Origin of the sequence: Citrobacter sp. RHBSTW-00029 (assembly GCF_014104295.1) — a bacterium.
Lineage (GTDB): Bacteria > Pseudomonadota > Gammaproteobacteria > Enterobacterales > Enterobacteriaceae > Citrobacter > Citrobacter youngae.
Map to the genome: position 1 here is coordinate 2,609,729 of NZ_JABXRT010000001.1, position 14,305 is coordinate 2,624,033.

General features: G+C 51.6%; 15 protein-coding genes. 8 read left to right on the forward strand and 7 right to left on the reverse strand.

The window, feature by feature from the left end; translation table 11 throughout:
- The first annotated feature begins 56 nt into the window (after positions 1–56).
- Positions 57–971, forward strand: a complete 915-nt coding sequence (locus tag HV041_RS12915; protein ID WP_121584410.1) for a LysR family transcriptional regulator — start codon at positions 57–59, stop codon at positions 969–971.
- 5 nt (positions 972–976) lie between these two features.
- Here HV041_RS12915 and HV041_RS12920 read toward each other — a convergent pair whose 3' ends face one another.
- On the reverse strand, positions 977–1,525 hold the full coding sequence (locus tag HV041_RS12920; RefSeq protein ID WP_121584409.1) for a TetR/AcrR family transcriptional regulator: 549 nt from the start codon (positions 1,523–1,525) through the stop codon (positions 977–979).
- Between the two features lie 85 nt (positions 1,526–1,610).
- On the opposite strand from HV041_RS12920, the gene HV041_RS12925 reads away from it, so the two are divergent.
- From HV041_RS12925 to HV041_RS12935, 3 genes are all read left to right on the forward strand, one after another.
- Positions 1,611–2,819, forward strand: a complete 1,209-nt coding sequence (locus HV041_RS12925; RefSeq protein WP_048212164.1) for an MFS transporter — start codon at positions 1,611–1,613, stop codon at positions 2,817–2,819.
- Entirely contained in the window at positions 2,819–3,634 is an 816-nt protein-coding gene (locus HV041_RS12930; RefSeq protein WP_048212165.1) for a Cof-type HAD-IIB family hydrolase, read from the forward strand. The genes HV041_RS12925 and HV041_RS12930 overlap by 1 nt, the downstream gene beginning before the upstream one ends.
- 107 nt (positions 3,635–3,741) lie before the next feature.
- Positions 3,742–4,023, forward strand: coding sequence for a hypothetical protein (locus HV041_RS12935; RefSeq protein WP_048212166.1), 282 nt, complete (start codon positions 3,742–3,744; stop codon positions 4,021–4,023).
- 26 nt (positions 4,024–4,049) lie between these two features.
- Here HV041_RS12935 and HV041_RS12940 read toward each other — a convergent pair whose 3' ends face one another.
- Positions 4,050–5,282 (reverse strand): MFS transporter, encoded by a 1,233-nt coding sequence (locus HV041_RS12940; RefSeq protein ID WP_182294226.1) that lies wholly within the window; start codon positions 5,280–5,282, stop codon positions 4,050–4,052.
- A gap of 296 nt (positions 5,283–5,578) precedes the next feature.
- On the opposite strand from HV041_RS12940, the gene ybjG reads away from it, so the two are divergent.
- Positions 5,579–6,187: an undecaprenyl-diphosphate phosphatase gene (ybjG, locus tag HV041_RS12945; RefSeq protein ID WP_048212168.1), complete on the forward strand. Its 609-nt coding sequence runs from the start codon at positions 5,579–5,581 to the stop codon at positions 6,185–6,187.
- A gap of 64 nt (positions 6,188–6,251) precedes the next feature.
- On the forward strand, positions 6,252–7,010 hold the full coding sequence (gene deoR, locus HV041_RS12950) for a DNA-binding transcriptional repressor DeoR (RefSeq protein ID WP_048212169.1): 759 nt from the start codon (positions 6,252–6,254) through the stop codon (positions 7,008–7,010).
- A 48-nt stretch (positions 7,011–7,058) separates the two neighbouring features.
- Here the strand turns inward: deoR and dacC are convergent, their stop codons facing one another.
- Positions 7,059–8,261, reverse strand: coding sequence for a serine-type D-Ala-D-Ala carboxypeptidase (dacC, locus tag HV041_RS12955; RefSeq protein WP_121585473.1), 1,203 nt, complete (start codon positions 8,259–8,261; stop codon positions 7,059–7,061).
- 327 nt (positions 8,262–8,588) lie between these two features.
- Here dacC and HV041_RS12960 point away from each other — a divergent pair, with 327 nt between their 5' ends.
- On the forward strand, positions 8,589–9,215 hold the full coding sequence (locus HV041_RS12960; protein WP_048212170.1) for a glutathione S-transferase family protein: 627 nt from the start codon (positions 8,589–8,591) through the stop codon (positions 9,213–9,215).
- Positions 9,216–9,220: 5 nt separating this feature from the next.
- Here the strand turns inward: HV041_RS12960 and HV041_RS12965 are convergent, their stop codons facing one another.
- Together HV041_RS12965 and bssR are read right to left on the reverse strand one after the other, a co-directional pair.
- A complete protein-coding gene (locus HV041_RS12965) occupies positions 9,221–10,318 on the reverse strand; it encodes a PQQ-dependent sugar dehydrogenase (RefSeq protein ID WP_121584407.1) in 1,098 nt (365 codons plus the stop codon).
- A gap of 102 nt (positions 10,319–10,420) precedes the next feature.
- Positions 10,421–10,804: a biofilm formation regulator BssR gene (bssR, locus tag HV041_RS12970; protein WP_005123637.1), complete on the reverse strand. Its 384-nt coding sequence runs from the start codon at positions 10,802–10,804 to the stop codon at positions 10,421–10,423.
- A gap of 229 nt (positions 10,805–11,033) precedes the next feature.
- Here bssR and rimO point away from each other — a divergent pair, with 229 nt between their 5' ends.
- Positions 11,034–12,359 carry a 30S ribosomal protein S12 methylthiotransferase RimO gene (gene rimO / locus HV041_RS12975; protein WP_048212173.1) on the forward strand — a complete coding sequence of 442 codons (1,326 nt, stop codon included), beginning with the start codon at positions 11,034–11,036 and terminating at the stop codon, positions 12,357–12,359.
- 91 nt (positions 12,360–12,450) lie between these two features.
- Here the strand turns inward: rimO and gsiD are convergent, their stop codons facing one another.
- Together gsiD and gsiC are read right to left on the reverse strand one after the other, a co-directional pair.
- On the reverse strand, positions 12,451–13,362 hold the full coding sequence (gene gsiD / locus HV041_RS12980) for a glutathione ABC transporter permease GsiD (protein WP_121584406.1): 912 nt from the start codon (positions 13,360–13,362) through the stop codon (positions 12,451–12,453).
- A 2-nt stretch (positions 13,363–13,364) separates the two neighbouring features.
- Positions 13,365–14,285, reverse strand: coding sequence for a glutathione ABC transporter permease GsiC (gene gsiC, locus HV041_RS12985; RefSeq protein ID WP_048212175.1), 921 nt, complete (start codon positions 14,283–14,285; stop codon positions 13,365–13,367).
- Positions 14,286–14,305: the final 20 nt, after the last annotated feature.

Sequence of the window (14,305 nt, forward strand, 5' to 3'; positions counted from 1 at the left end):
CGGCGTGAGAATGAATGCTAATATAACGTTTTTATCCATCTGCATAGATTAAAACTATGAAATTCACGCTAAGGCAACTTGAGTTTTACATCGCACTTGCAGAAACATTACAAATTTCCAAAGCTGCTGCGCGCTGCCATATTTCTCAGTCATCAATGACCATTGCCATGCGGAATCTGGAAGAATCATTAGACGTGCAGCTATTTGTACGTTACCCCAAAGGCGTGAAGCTCACCGCCGAGGGCGAGCGCTTTCTGGCACATGCCTGCAACATCATCAACAGTAGCCACTCGGCTGTTGACGCCCTGCATGACAGGAGTGAAATTCTCACCGGCACGGTGCGCATAGGCATTGCCGAAACGCTCTCAGCCTATCTCATCCCGGATATACTCAACGATCTTGAACGACGTTTCCCTTTGCTGGAGATCGTATTTTATGAAGCTACTGCACCGGAACTGGTACAGGCGCTACGGGAACAAAAGGTCGATTTTTGCCTGCTTCTGACCTCAAATATCAGCCATGATAACGACCTTGAGATCGAAACATTCATTCGTTCACTGCGCCGCCTGTGGACGTCTATTGGGCATCCGCTACAGAGTCGGGCATCGATCCGTTTAATAGACGTCGAAAAGCTACCATTTTTACTGCTGGAAACCGATAAGTACCCTGACGTAATCATCGATTACTGGCAGCAGCGTGGCTATACGCCCAATATCAGTTTTCGCAGCAACTCTTTTGAAGCAATAAGAAGCCTGGTTGCAAAAGGCAGAGGAATAACCATTTTATCCGACCTGGTGTATCGCCCGTGGTCACTGGATGGTCTGCGCGTCATGCACAGAACGATTGATGATTTTATTACTTATATGGATGTCGGGACGGTAAAAAAAGCCGCCCGGCCGTTGACGCCAGAGGCGATGAAAGTCATTGATTTTTTACGTCAGGCCGTTACCCGCCTCGACAAACCATTTTGATGATTTCATCTCTGAGGTAATCCGGCAATACGCTCCACCATCACCAGAATACCTTCCCGCGAGAGCGGTTTTTTATCTGTGACAAAATGCAGCGTCATCCCTTCAATAAATGCATCCAGCGCCCGCGCCGTAACCGGCTCGAACCACTGCTCAAGCGTTTGTTGGCTGCGTAGCATCCAGTTTTGCATCACTGTTTTTAGCGCCGGTTTACGGCTGGCGAAGGCATATAACTGATACATAAGCTCCATGTTGTCAGGCGTTGTGACCTGAGAGCTATAGATCATATCGGTAATCGCATGACAGGCCTGTGGCGCATTTTCAACACCGGCAAAAAATGCCTGATATTGCACAGACATGGTGTCAGTAAAACGCTCGAATGCCTCCATTAAAAGCTCATCTATTCCCGAAAAGTAATAGGTCATTGAGCCCAGCGGCACCTCGGCAATCATGGCGATTTTCCGGTGTGTAACCCCATGAACACCATGGATTATAACCGCATCCAGCGTGGCCTGGACTATTTTATCCCGTCGTTGTGGGTCGTTCGCGCGTCGCACTGCCTTACCTCTTCTTGCATTTGTGTACAAATGTACACAACCTTGCTAATGTTGTCTTCTTCCCTCTTTTCTTTGGCTCGAATTCATGACTGGCATCTCATCACGCAAGGCCTTAAGACGTCGCACCTGGGCGCTGTTCACGTTCTTCTTTTTACCAGGATTATTAATGGCCTCCTGGGCAACGCGTACCCCTGCCATCAGAGATATTCTCTCCATCTCTACCGCCGAAATGGGTGCGGTGCTGTTTGGACTCTCAATTGGTTCGATGAGTGGCATTCTTTGTTCGGCCTGGCTGGTGAAACGATTTGGCACACGCAACGTCATCCGCGCCACCATGTCATGCGCGGTTCTGGGAATGACAATTCTCAGCCTCGCATTATGGTTGCATTCCGCCTGGCTGTTTGCGTTTGGTCTGTGCGTGTTTGGCGCCAGTTTTGGCGCGGCAGAAGTGGCTATCAACGTCGAAGGTGCAGCGGTTGAGCGTGAAATGAACAAAACTGTTCTGCCGATGATGCATGGTTTCTACAGCCTTGGAACGCTGGCTGGCGCAGGTGTTGGCATGGTACTTACCGCCGTCAGCGTCCCCGCGACAGCACATATTCTGCTGGCGGCGATGGTGGCTATTACCCCTATTTTTATCGCTATTAAGGCTATCCCCGACGGCACAGGTAAGAATGCTACTGACGGTTCGCACGCCGTTGAAAAAGGGTTGCCATTCTATCGCGATATGCAGTTGCTGCTGATTGGCGTCGTGGTGCTCGCAATGGCATTTGCCGAAGGTTCCGCCAACGACTGGCTTCCATTACTGATGGTTGATGGACATGGATTTAGCCCGACATCCGGATCGCTGATTTATGCCGGCTTTACGCTCGGTATGACCGTCGGGCGCTTCACCGGTGGCTGGTTCATCGACCGCTACAGCCGTGTGGCAGTAGTACGCGCCAGTGCACTGATGGGTGCGCTCGGTATCAGCCTGATCATTTTTGTCGACAGCTCATGGGTGGCAGGTGTCTCGGTGATCCTTTGGGGGCTAGGGGCTTCTCTCGGCTTCCCGCTGACCATTTCAGCCGCCAGCGATACCGGCCCTGATGCGCCAACCCGCGTGAGCGTTGTTGCGACTACTGGCTATCTGGCATTCCTGGTCGGTCCGCCGCTGCTGGGCTATTTGGGTGAACACTATGGCCTGCGCAGCGCCATGTTGGTTGTGCTGGCGCTGGTGCTTGTCGCAGCCATCGTAGCGAAGGCTGTGGCTAAACCGGATGTCAAAAATACCACTGTGATGGAGAACGGCTAATGGGTATCAAGTTAATTGCAGTAGACATGGACGGTACGTTTTTAAGTGACCAAAAGACCTATAACCGCGAGCGGTTTATGGCGCAGTACCGTCAAATGAAAGCACAAGGGATCCGCTTTGTAGTCGCCAGCGGCAATCAGTATTACCAGTTGATCTCTTTTTTTCCCGAACTGGCCAATGAAATCTCATTTGTGGCGGAAAACGGTGGCTGGGTGGTCAGCGAAGGGGAAGATATTTTTAACGGTGAACTGGCAAAAGACGATTTCCAGACCATCGTAGAATATCTGCTGACCCGTGCAGACGTTGATATTATCGCCTGTGGTAAAAACAGCGCCTACACCCTGAAGCAGTACAGCGATGAGCATAAATCCATCTCTGCCATGTATTATCACCGTCTTGAATTTGTCGATAACTTCGACAATATCAACGATGTATTCTTCAAATTTGGCCTGAATATCTCCGACGATCGCATTCCCCAGGTGCAGGCCGATCTTCATGAGGCGATTGGCGACATTATGGTACCAGTGCATACCGGATACGGCAGTATCGATTTAATTATTCCGGGTGTTCATAAAGCCAACGGCCTACGCCTGCTGCAACAACGCTGGAATATTACCAACGATGAGGTTGTCGTGTTTGGCGATGGCGGAAATGATATCGAGATGCTGCGCCAGGCAGGATTTAGTTTTGCAATGGCCAACGCCCATGAGCCGGTTATCCAGGCGGCGAAATATCGCGCGGGTTCGAATAACGAAGAGGGCGTGCTGGATATTATCGACCGCGTGTTAAACAATGAAGCACCGTTTACACATTAACGCCTCAGCACAGACGGCAACAAAATGATGGCATGATCTATTCATAATCCGCCTCAAATTAACCCACTGGATTATTACTTCCAGTGAATATTTCAGGTGAGCAGATTATGAAGAAAAGTGTACTGATGGCAACAGTGTTGCTGGGATTTGCAGGAACAGCATTTGCACAGAATGTTACCGTTGATGTACCAAGCGGATACAAAGTAGTAGTTGTTCCTTCTTCCGTCAATGTTCCGCAGGCGGTCAGTGTCGCTACTGCCCCGCAAACGGTTTATGTTGCTCCGGCAGCCACTCCAGCCCCTGTTTACCGCGCACATCCGTATGCGCGTCATGTTGCCAGCGTAGGTGAAGGGATGGTCATTGAGCATCAGATTGATGACCATCACTAATGATTGCAAAGCCCGGAAACCGGGCTTTAACCATCCCGGGAATTCCCTACCCGCTTATCTTTCAGAAAGATAACCATCAGAATCAGCCACAGCACACCGCTGGCCAGATTAAACAGACTGAACAAGCCGTTTCCACCCAGCAGATAAGCATGTTTGCTCAGCTCAATACCAACGGTAAATATCAGCATTTGCAGCATACCCATTGCAGCTGAAACTGTCCCTTTGCTCATTTCACTGGCAAACAGCGTCAGGCGCACCAACCCGGCATTCGCCACACCAATGCCAAATGCATAAAAACTTAAACCTGCCGTCATCCACAGATACGCATGAGAAGAAACAACCGTGGCCGCGGCGGCAATGATCAATCCCACGGAGATTGGCCAGCCCCCCATGATGATCAGCGAGCGCACCGTGCGGCGGGATGTCAGACGCGCCAGCACCAGGTTACCTGCAATCAGTGCACCAAAAATCGGCACCTGCAGCAGGCCATATTCGTAGCTGCTGAGATGTTCGCCACTGATAATAATGATCGGGGACTGCGCAATCCACGCCAGCAATGGCAGACTGACAAAGCCCAATGCCAGTGCGCCTGCGACAAAACGCACATTCTTTAGCACCAGCTTATAATCTTTGCCCAACTCTTTGATAGAAAGCTTCTCGCCCAGACGGGTAGCCGTTTCCGGCATCGCGCGCTGCAGGCCAAAAAAGGCAATTGCAGCCAGCGCGGCAAACAGGACAAACATGCCTTCCCACGGAAGGACATGTACCCAGGCGGCCCCAACCAACGGTCCCAAAAGCGGTGCAATCAATGCTACGTTTGCCATTAGCGCAGTGATTTTAATGCACACCGCTTCTTCAAAGGACTCCTGAATTGCGGCGTAACCTACCGCGCCAATAAAGCACAGGCTAATCCCTTGTAAAAAACGCAGGAAAGTAAATTGCTCAATATTTTGTGCAAACAGCGTTGCTAGGCAGGTCACAATGAACCAAACCACCCCGGTTAACATCACCGGACGACGACCAACACGGTCCGACAGCGGCCCTAACAACCACTGTAAAAACATGCCGCCTGCCAGATAAGCGGTCATGGACGTTGGAACCCAATCTAAACCGGCCTGATATTGCTCCACCACCGCCAACATTCCGGGTTGGATCATATCGTTACCGATATATGTAGAGAATTCGTAAAGCACCAGACAGAGAGGGAAAAGTAATGCCTGACGCCCCAAGCGGGCGCCTGAAGATAAACGGTTCTGCATGCAATCTCTTAACAAATGAAAAAACGCGCAAAGTGTAATAAATGCGCCTTACTGGTGATAGTGAATTATGTGATTTGAAAGCAAAATGCGCACATTTTTACACTCAATTGCACGATAGCTTTTTGTTTTAAGGTTAATTTAAGTTGAGACCGCTATCATGCTCAATAAGCCTCATTAATTGTCTTAAAAAGAGTCAGTTAACAGACAAATAGGACAAGACCGCTTTTTATCGCCTGAAAGCAATTTTATGATCCCCAATATGGGCCTTTTTAACGATTACATTGAGTCTGGATGTTATGCTGGAAAATCTGAACAACTCGCTTTTTTACCTGATTAACGCCACGCCGGACTCTGCGCAATGGACGATCTCGCTCGCCATTTTTATTGCCAAAGATCTGATTAGCATCGTACCGCTACTGGCGATCATTCTCTGGCTTTGGGGGCCGCAAAACCGCGTGACCATCCAGCGCCAGTTGGTCATAAAAATGGCGATTGCGCTGGCAGTCGGCTTGACCATTTCATGGATCATGGGACATTTATTCCCTCACGACCGGCCATTCGTCAATCATATCGGCTACAACTTCCTGCACCATGCTGCAGATGACTCTTTCCCGAGCGACCACGGTACGGTTATCTTTACCTTCGCGTTGGCCTTCCTGTTCTGGCACCGCCTGTGGTCCGGAGCACTGTTGATGGTCGTCGCCGTGGCGATTGCCTGGTCGCGTGTTTACCTCGGCGTACACTGGCCGCTGGATATGCTGGGGGGGTTACTGGCAGGTCTGATCGGATGCCTGAGCGCCCAGATGATCTGGCAACGATTCGGCACAACCCTGTACCACGGTTTGCAGACCTGCTATCGCACCTGTTTTGCCCTGCCTATTCGTAAAGGCTGGGTACGTGACTAACCCACGGTAAAGAGAGTAGTATTAAGCGCGAAACTGAGCACGTATTCTACTCTCCAGGGGAACTATGGAAACTCGACGCGACGAGCGTATTGGTCAATTACTGCAGGCGCTAAAACGCAGCGATAAATTACACCTTAAAGAAGCCGCGACACTGCTGGGTGTATCAGAAATGACCATTCGTCGCGATCTGAATAATAACACGGCCCCGGTCGTACTGCTTGGGGGCTATATTGTTCTGGAACCCCGTAGCGCCAGCCACTATTTAATCAGCGATCAAAAATCCCGCCTGGTTGATGAAAAACGCCGGGCTGCGCAACAGGCAGCCAGCCTCGTCCAGGCGCATCAGACCGTTTTCTTCGACTGCGGAACAACAACGCCGTGGATCATTGAAGCGATCGATAATGAATTACCGTTCACCGCAATCTGCTATTCACTGAATACGTTTCTGGTGTTACAGGAGAAACCACAGTGCCGCGTCATTTTATGTGGCGGCGAATTCCATGCCAGTAATGCTATTTTCAAGCCACTCGATTTCCAGGAAACCCTGAATAACGTCTGCCCGGATATCGCTTTTTATTCCGCAGCCGGCGTGCATATCGATAAAGGCGCAACCTGTTTTAACCTTGAGGAATTACCGGTTAAACACTGGGCGATGTCGATGGCGCAGTACCATGTTCTGGTGGTTGATCACAGCAAGTTTGGGAAAGTGCGTCCCGCGAGGATGGGCGAATTAAAACGCTTTGATACCATCATCAGCGATAACCGCCCGGATGATGCGTTTGTCGAGTATGCCAAAGCGCAGCATATCAAATTGATGTACTAAATTTGTGCCGGATGACGGTGCTTTCATATCGTCATCCGGCATCAGCGATTAAGAGAACCAGCCACCAAACCACTGGTGGAATTTCATCATAACGAAGTCCCACATCCGGCTAAAGAATCCCCCCTCGTCCACCGCTTCCATCACCATCAACGGACGCTGTTCAATAGATTTTCCGTTCAACTGGAAGTCGATTGTCCCCACAACCTGGCCCTTCTTCAGTGGCGCGGTCAGTTGTGGCTCTGTCAGGGTAAAGCTCGCCTTCAGGTTTTTCAGCTGACCGCGCGGAATGGTCACAGACCCACCTTCCCCAGCGCCCAGATTGACTTCACTCTTATCGCCAAACCAGACTCGTTTGGTAACAAAGGTGGCGTCCGGTTTAATCGGCGTAACGGTTTCAAAGAAGCGGAAACCCCATGTCAGCAACTTTTCGGATTCATTAAAGCGAATACGATCGGTTTTTGCCCCCAGCACCACGGAGATCAAACGCATATCGCCCTGTGTCGCGGATGCAACCAGGTTATAACCGGCTCCCGCCGTGGTGCCCGTTTTCATACCATCCACATTCAGGTTGGTACTCCACAGCAGGCGGTTACGGTTAGGCTGGCGAATTTTATTAAAGGTAAACTCTTTCTCTTTATGGATGGCGTACTCTTCCGGCACATCGTGGATTAACGCTTTACCCAACAATGCCATATCACGCGCGGTACTGAACTGCCCTGCTGCATCCAGACCATGTACTGTCTGGAAAGTCGTGTTGGTCAATCCCAGTTTTTGCGCATAGCCGTTCATCAAACCGATAAACGATTCCTGGCTGCCGGCAACATAATCAGCGAGCGCAATACAGGCGTCATTACCAGACTGAATGATCACGCCTTTGTTCAGATCGGACACCGCAACCTGATCGCCAGGCTTGAGGAACATCACCGAAGAGCCGCGCAGGGCCGGATTCCCGGTCGCCCAGGCATCTTTCCCGACGGTAACCATGTCATTCAGATTAATTTTCCCGGCTTTTAGCGCCTGACCGACCACATAGCTGGTCATAATCTTGGTCAGACTGGCGGGATCCAGTTTCTCATCGGCATTACCTTCCGCCAGCACTTTGCCGCTGGCGTAATCCATTAAGATCCACGCACGTGCGTCAACGCTCGGCGGGGCCGTTGGTTGTTCCGCCGCCTGTACGGTCGGCGCCAAAAGGATTAAGAGTGCTGAACCTGCAGCAAGGCTGCGTAGGGAAGAGAAGTATTGCGTCATAAATGCCACCCGAGTATCCATTCCAAAAAACCACGTCATACCACACCGTGTTTACACAAAACCGGCCAAGTTGCCTCAGCCAACCATACAGAAAAGTTCTGATGGATGACGTGTAAAATAAGTGCGGTGAGTAATAACGCACTAACGAGCTTAAAGAAACCGTAAGTTGGTAAAGTTTTTAAAGTTTATGCAATAACGCCGCGCTGCGCTGCTCTCATCACGATTTTTTTGCGCCTTGTTGCGTAAATATTAGGTTTACCCCACCATGTGAGCGAGTCAGATAGAGAATGCAGCCATAAAGCTGCTCAATTAATTTGCGGGGTTACTATGATTACACTGTGGGGTCGCAATAATTCGACCAACGTAAAAAAAGTATTGTGGACACTCGAAGAACTGGAACTGCCGTATAGCCAAATTCTGGCTGGGGGACAGCATGGCGTAAATCATGACGCAGACTATCTGGCGATGAACCCTAACGGACTGGTTCCACTGCTACGCGATGACGAAACAGACGTATTGCTGTGGGAATCCAATACCATTGTCCGCTACCTGGCGGCCCAGTACGGGCAAAAACGACTGTGGGTTGACGCTCCGGCGAAACGTGCCGAGGGTGAAAAATGGATGGACTGGGCTAACCAGACGCTGAGCCCTGCACATCGGGTTATCTTATTTGGTCTGGTCAGAACCCCTGCCGATCAACGCGATCAGGCAGCCATCGAGGCCGGTGCGAAGGTCTGCGATAACCTGTTTGCCATTCTCGACAACGCGCTGGCCGACCGGGCGTGGTTTTCTGGCGCTGAATTTGGCACTGCGGACATCGCCGTCGCACCGTTCATCTATAACCTGTTTAATGTCGGCCTGAGCTGGACGCCACGCCCTCACCTGGAACGTTGGTATCAACAGCTCACCGAGCGCCCGGCATTCCAGAAAGTCGTGATGATCCCGGTCAGCTAATCCTATCAGGGACTCACTTTCAGCAATTCCCCGTCGGACTCGTCGGTTAATACATACAAATAACCGTCTGGTCCGACGCGCACATCGCGGATTCGCTGCCCTCTGTCATGCAAAATACGCCCGTCTTCCGTCACTGTATTACCTTTCACGCTTAACACAATCACCCCCTGTTCTTTCAGCGCACCAATAAACAGTTTGTGTCTCCACTGTGGGAACGTATCGTGATTATAAAAGGCCATCCCACTGACAGCAGGTGATTTTTCCCAGTAAAAGATAGGCTGCTCGGTGCCCGCCACAATTGAGCCTTTTGCTTCGGGGATGTTGAAACCACTGTAGTTAACGCCCCAGGTCGCGAGCGGCCAGCCGTAGTTTTTCCCTTTCTCCGGGATATTGATTTCATCGCCACCGCGTGGGCCATGCTCATTGAGCCACAGCGTATCGCTCCAGGGGTTCATCGCCATCCCCTGCGGGTTGCGGATGCCATACGACCAAATCTCTGCCCGCGCTCCCGTCTTACTCACAAACGGATTATCCGGCGGAATTTTTCCCTCGTCGGTCAGCCGTACGACCTTCCCCTGCAACTTATCCAGATCCTGAGCTGTTGAACGTTGGTTATTCTCACCAAGGCCAATAAACAGATAGCCGTTGCCATCAAACACCAGACGTCCACCAAAATGGTTTCCGGTAGAGAGCTTTGGCTGTTGGCGAAAAACGGTCTGAAATCCTTGCAGGTGTTTGAGATCGTCACTCAATCGCCCGTAGCCTACCGCGGTGCCCGCTTTGCCTTCGCGATCGGCTTCAGCGAAGCTTAGCCACACCCGGCGGGATCGTTCAAAGTCCGGAGCTAACACCACATCAAGCAGTCCCCCCTGACCATTCGCCCAGACTTTGGGTACGCCGGTCAGCGGGTCGGAAAGCCCCTTCCCAGGCTGCCAGAGTCGAAGCTGGCCGCCTTTAAGCGTAATGAGCATACCGCGATTATCGGGTAAAAAAGCCAGTGACCACGGGTGATCGAGTTTGGTTTGCAGCACTTCCACCTTTACCGCGGCGGCATAAGTGGAAAATAGCGCAAGGGAGATAGCACAGAGCAAGAGTCGACGCATAACACCTCCTTAATGGCTCTGCATAAAGCGTAGCCAGCAAGGGGAATTATCTCGTCATATTTACATAATCTTAACGAAAAGGGGGAGCGCCCTCCCCCTGATTCAGACGTGTTCCAGCGTTGGGTAAGATTCCAGGCTCTGGATACTCAGCGTCAGCGTTGTCAGGCAGTTTGCCAGTTTCTCTGCGTTAACGGCGATAAACGTTGGACAATCATGGTGTCCACTCATAAGACAAACAGCGGCGGCGGCTAACGCCCCTTCAGCACGATGAAAGGCATTCCACTCTTCCTGATCAAGATGCATACCGTGAAGCTGTGATTGCTCGTGCAATTCGCGATTCAGTGCAAAAAAATTATCACGCAGACGATCGCTCTCGCTGACTGACATGTAGCCTTTCGCCTTTCTCAACAGCAGATAAGCGGCAAGTTCGATACGGGCGTTTATCAATTTGTTGAGAAGATCGGTTCTCAGTCTGTCAACAACCATACTTTGTTCCTCCTCTTTCCAACTATGGTGCGACTTAATAGTATGGTTAATTTTTGAACAAAGTCGTGTTCAGGATCAATCCATCACCTAAAATTAACATAATTTACAAATAATCTTTAATTCCGCGCCGGGCAGGCCGCTGATGGTATGAGATTGCGATACAATTTTTGTTCAGAACTCTGTAGAATCCCTGCCCTGAATATTCCAATAACTGAACACTTTTTACGCTATGAGCAATGTAACCCACCAGCCGAAAATCGGCTTTGTCTCCCTCGGCTGCCCGAAAAACCTTGTCGATTCTGAACGCATCCTGACCGAACTTCGTACCGAAGGCTATGATGTCGTACCAAGCTACGACGACGCGGATATGGTCATCGTTAACACCTGCGGCTTTATCGACAGCGCAGTTCAGGAGTCACTGGAAGCCATTGGCGAAGCGCTGAACGAAAACGGCAAGGTGATCGTCACTGGCTGTCTGGGCGCGAAAGTCGATCAGATCCGTGAGGTCCACCCGAAGGTACTGGAAATTACCGGACCGCACAGCTACGAACAGGTTCTGGAGCACGTTCACCACTATGTTCCCAAACCAAAGCATAATCCTTTCCTGAGCCTGGTTCCTGAACAGGGCGTCAAGCTAACGCCGCGCCATTATGCTTATCTGAAGATTTCTGAAGGCTGTAACCACCGCTGTACGTTCTGCATTATTCCGTCGATGCGTGGCGATCTGGTGAGCCGTCCGATTGGCGATGTTCTCAGCGAGGCTAAACGTCTGGTCGATGCGGGCGTGAAAGAGATTCTGGTGATCTCCCAGGATACTTCTGCTTACGGTGTGGATGTGAAGCATCGTACCGGTTTCCATAACGGCGAGCCCGTTAAAACCAGCATGGTTGACCTGTGCGAACAGTTGTCAAAACTGGGGATCTGGACCCGTCTGCATTACGTCTACCCGTACCCGCACGTTGATGATGTGATCCCGCTGATGGCGGAAGGGAAAATCCTGCCGTATCTGGACATCCCGTTACAGCATGCAAGCCCGCGAATTCTTAAACTGATGAAACGCCCAGGCTCTGTGGACCGACAGCTGGCACGTATTAAACAGTGGCGTGAAATCTGCCCTGAACTGACCCTGCGTTCAACGTTTATTGTTGGCTTCCCGGGCGAAACCGAAGAAGACTTCCAGATGCTGCTCGATTTCCTGAAAGAAGCGCGTCTGGACCGCGTCGGCTGCTTTAAATACAGCCCGGTAGAAGGTGCAGGAGCCAACGATCTGCCAGATCAAATCCCGGAAGAGGTAAAAGAAGAACGCTGGAACCGCTTTATGCAGCTGCAGCAGCAGATCTCTGCTGAACGTTTGCAGGAGAAAGTGGGCCGCGAAATTCTGGTCATCGTGGACGAAGTTGACGAAGAAGGCGCGATTGGTCGAAGTATGGCTGATGCCCCTGAAATCGACGGTGCGGTGTACCTGAATGGCGAAACCAACGTGAAGCCTGGCGATATCCTCCGCGTGAAAGTCGAAAACGCAGATGAATACGATCTGTGGGGCACTCGCGTTTAATAAGCGTAACTCAACCGTAGGCCGGATAAGGCGTTACGCCGCATCCGGCAACGCCTGATGACGACGCCAGCGCGTCTTATCAGGCCTTGTATTATCCTTTGATCTTCGGATCCAGCGCGTCGCGCAACCCATCCCCCAGCAGGTTAAACGCCAGCACGGTCAGGAATATCGCCACCGCCGGGAAAATCGCCACGTGCGGCGCGATCACCATATCAGCCCGCGCTTCATTGAGCATGGCCCCCCATTCTGGCGTCGGCGGCTGTGCCCCTAAACCGAGGAAGGACAGGCTCGCGGCAGAGATAATCGACGTGCCGATTCGCATAGTAAAAAAGACCACGATCGATGAAACCGTCCCCGGCAGGATATGGTTAAAAATGATGGTCGCGTCACTGGCACCAATGCTGCGTGCTGACTCAATAAATGTTTGTTGCTTGAGAACCAACGTATTGCCACGAACCAGTCGCGCAAAAGCCGGAATGGAAAACACCGCAACCGCAATAATCACGTTCGCAATGCCGCTGCCCAGCACGGCGACCACTGCTATTGCCAGCAAAATCCCTGGAAAGGCAAACAGCACATCACAGACACGCATAATCAGCCGATCCCACCAGCCTTCGTAATATCCAGCCAGCAGACCCAGTACCGTGCCAATCGCCGCGCCAATAAAGACGGCAAAGACCCCGGCCGCCAGAGAAATTTGTGCGCCAACCAGTACGCGGCTAAAAATATCCCGCCCAAGCGAGTCAACGCCAAACCAGTGCAGCATCGAGGGACCATCATTCAGTCGGTCATAATCGAAGTAGTTCTCGGCATCAAATGGCGTCAACCAGCGAGCAAAAATCGCCACCGCGATCAGGGCCAGGACAAATACACCCGCAATCATCGCCATGCGCTGGCGGCGAAAACGACGCCAGAACTCATGCCACGGCGTGCGTATCTGCTCTGGCTTAACAAGGGGCATTGCATTCAAAATCGCCTGTCGGCGCCAGTTAAAAAATCGCATCCTTACTTGTACCTGATAGCCGGGTTAATGGCGGCGTAAAGCACATCCACCACTAAGTTGATAAGAATAAACTCCAGAGAAAACAACAGCACCTCGGCCTGGATCACCGGGTAGTCGCGCATTTCAACTGAGTCGACCAACAATCGCCCAAGACCAGGCCAGTTGAACACCTTCTCAACCACAATAGAACCGCCCAACAAAAAGCCAAACTGCAACCCCATCATGGTGACCACCGGGATCATCGCATTACGCAAGCCATGTTTTAATACCACCCAGGTTTCACTCACCCCTTTGGCCCGCGCGGTACGCATATAGTCTTCACTGAGCACATCGACGAACGATGCGCGAGTAAACCGGGCTAACACCGCGGCCACCGCCGCACCCAGCGTAATTGACGGAAGGATATAGTGCAGCCAGGTGTCAGCGCCAACGGTGGGCAACCAGCCAAGCTCAACGGAGAATATCTGCATGAGCAGCATGCCAAGCGCAAAGGCCGGGAAAGAGATCCCGGTTACTGCCAGCGTCATACTCAACCTGTCAGGCCAGCGGTTGCGCCAAACGGCGGCAATGATCCCCGCCGTCATACCAAACAAAACCGCCCACGCCATACTGGCGATCGTCAGCCATAGCGACGGCATAAAACGACTGGCTATCTCTTCTGAAACCGGACGACGAGAAACCATCGAGGTCCCGAAGTCACCTTGCAACACGTTGGTCATGTAATGCCAGAACTGAATATGCAGCGGCTGGTCCAGACCCAACTGCGTACGCACCAGTTCAATCACCTCGGCGTCGGCTTCCGGTCCGGCAATCAGCCGCGCCGGATCGCCGGGTAGCAGGTGAACAAATAAAAATACCAGCACCGCCACAATTAACAGCGTCGGAATCAACCCCAGCAGGCGCTTGAAAACATAGTTGAGCATCAGACTCCCTTCGCCGGCCC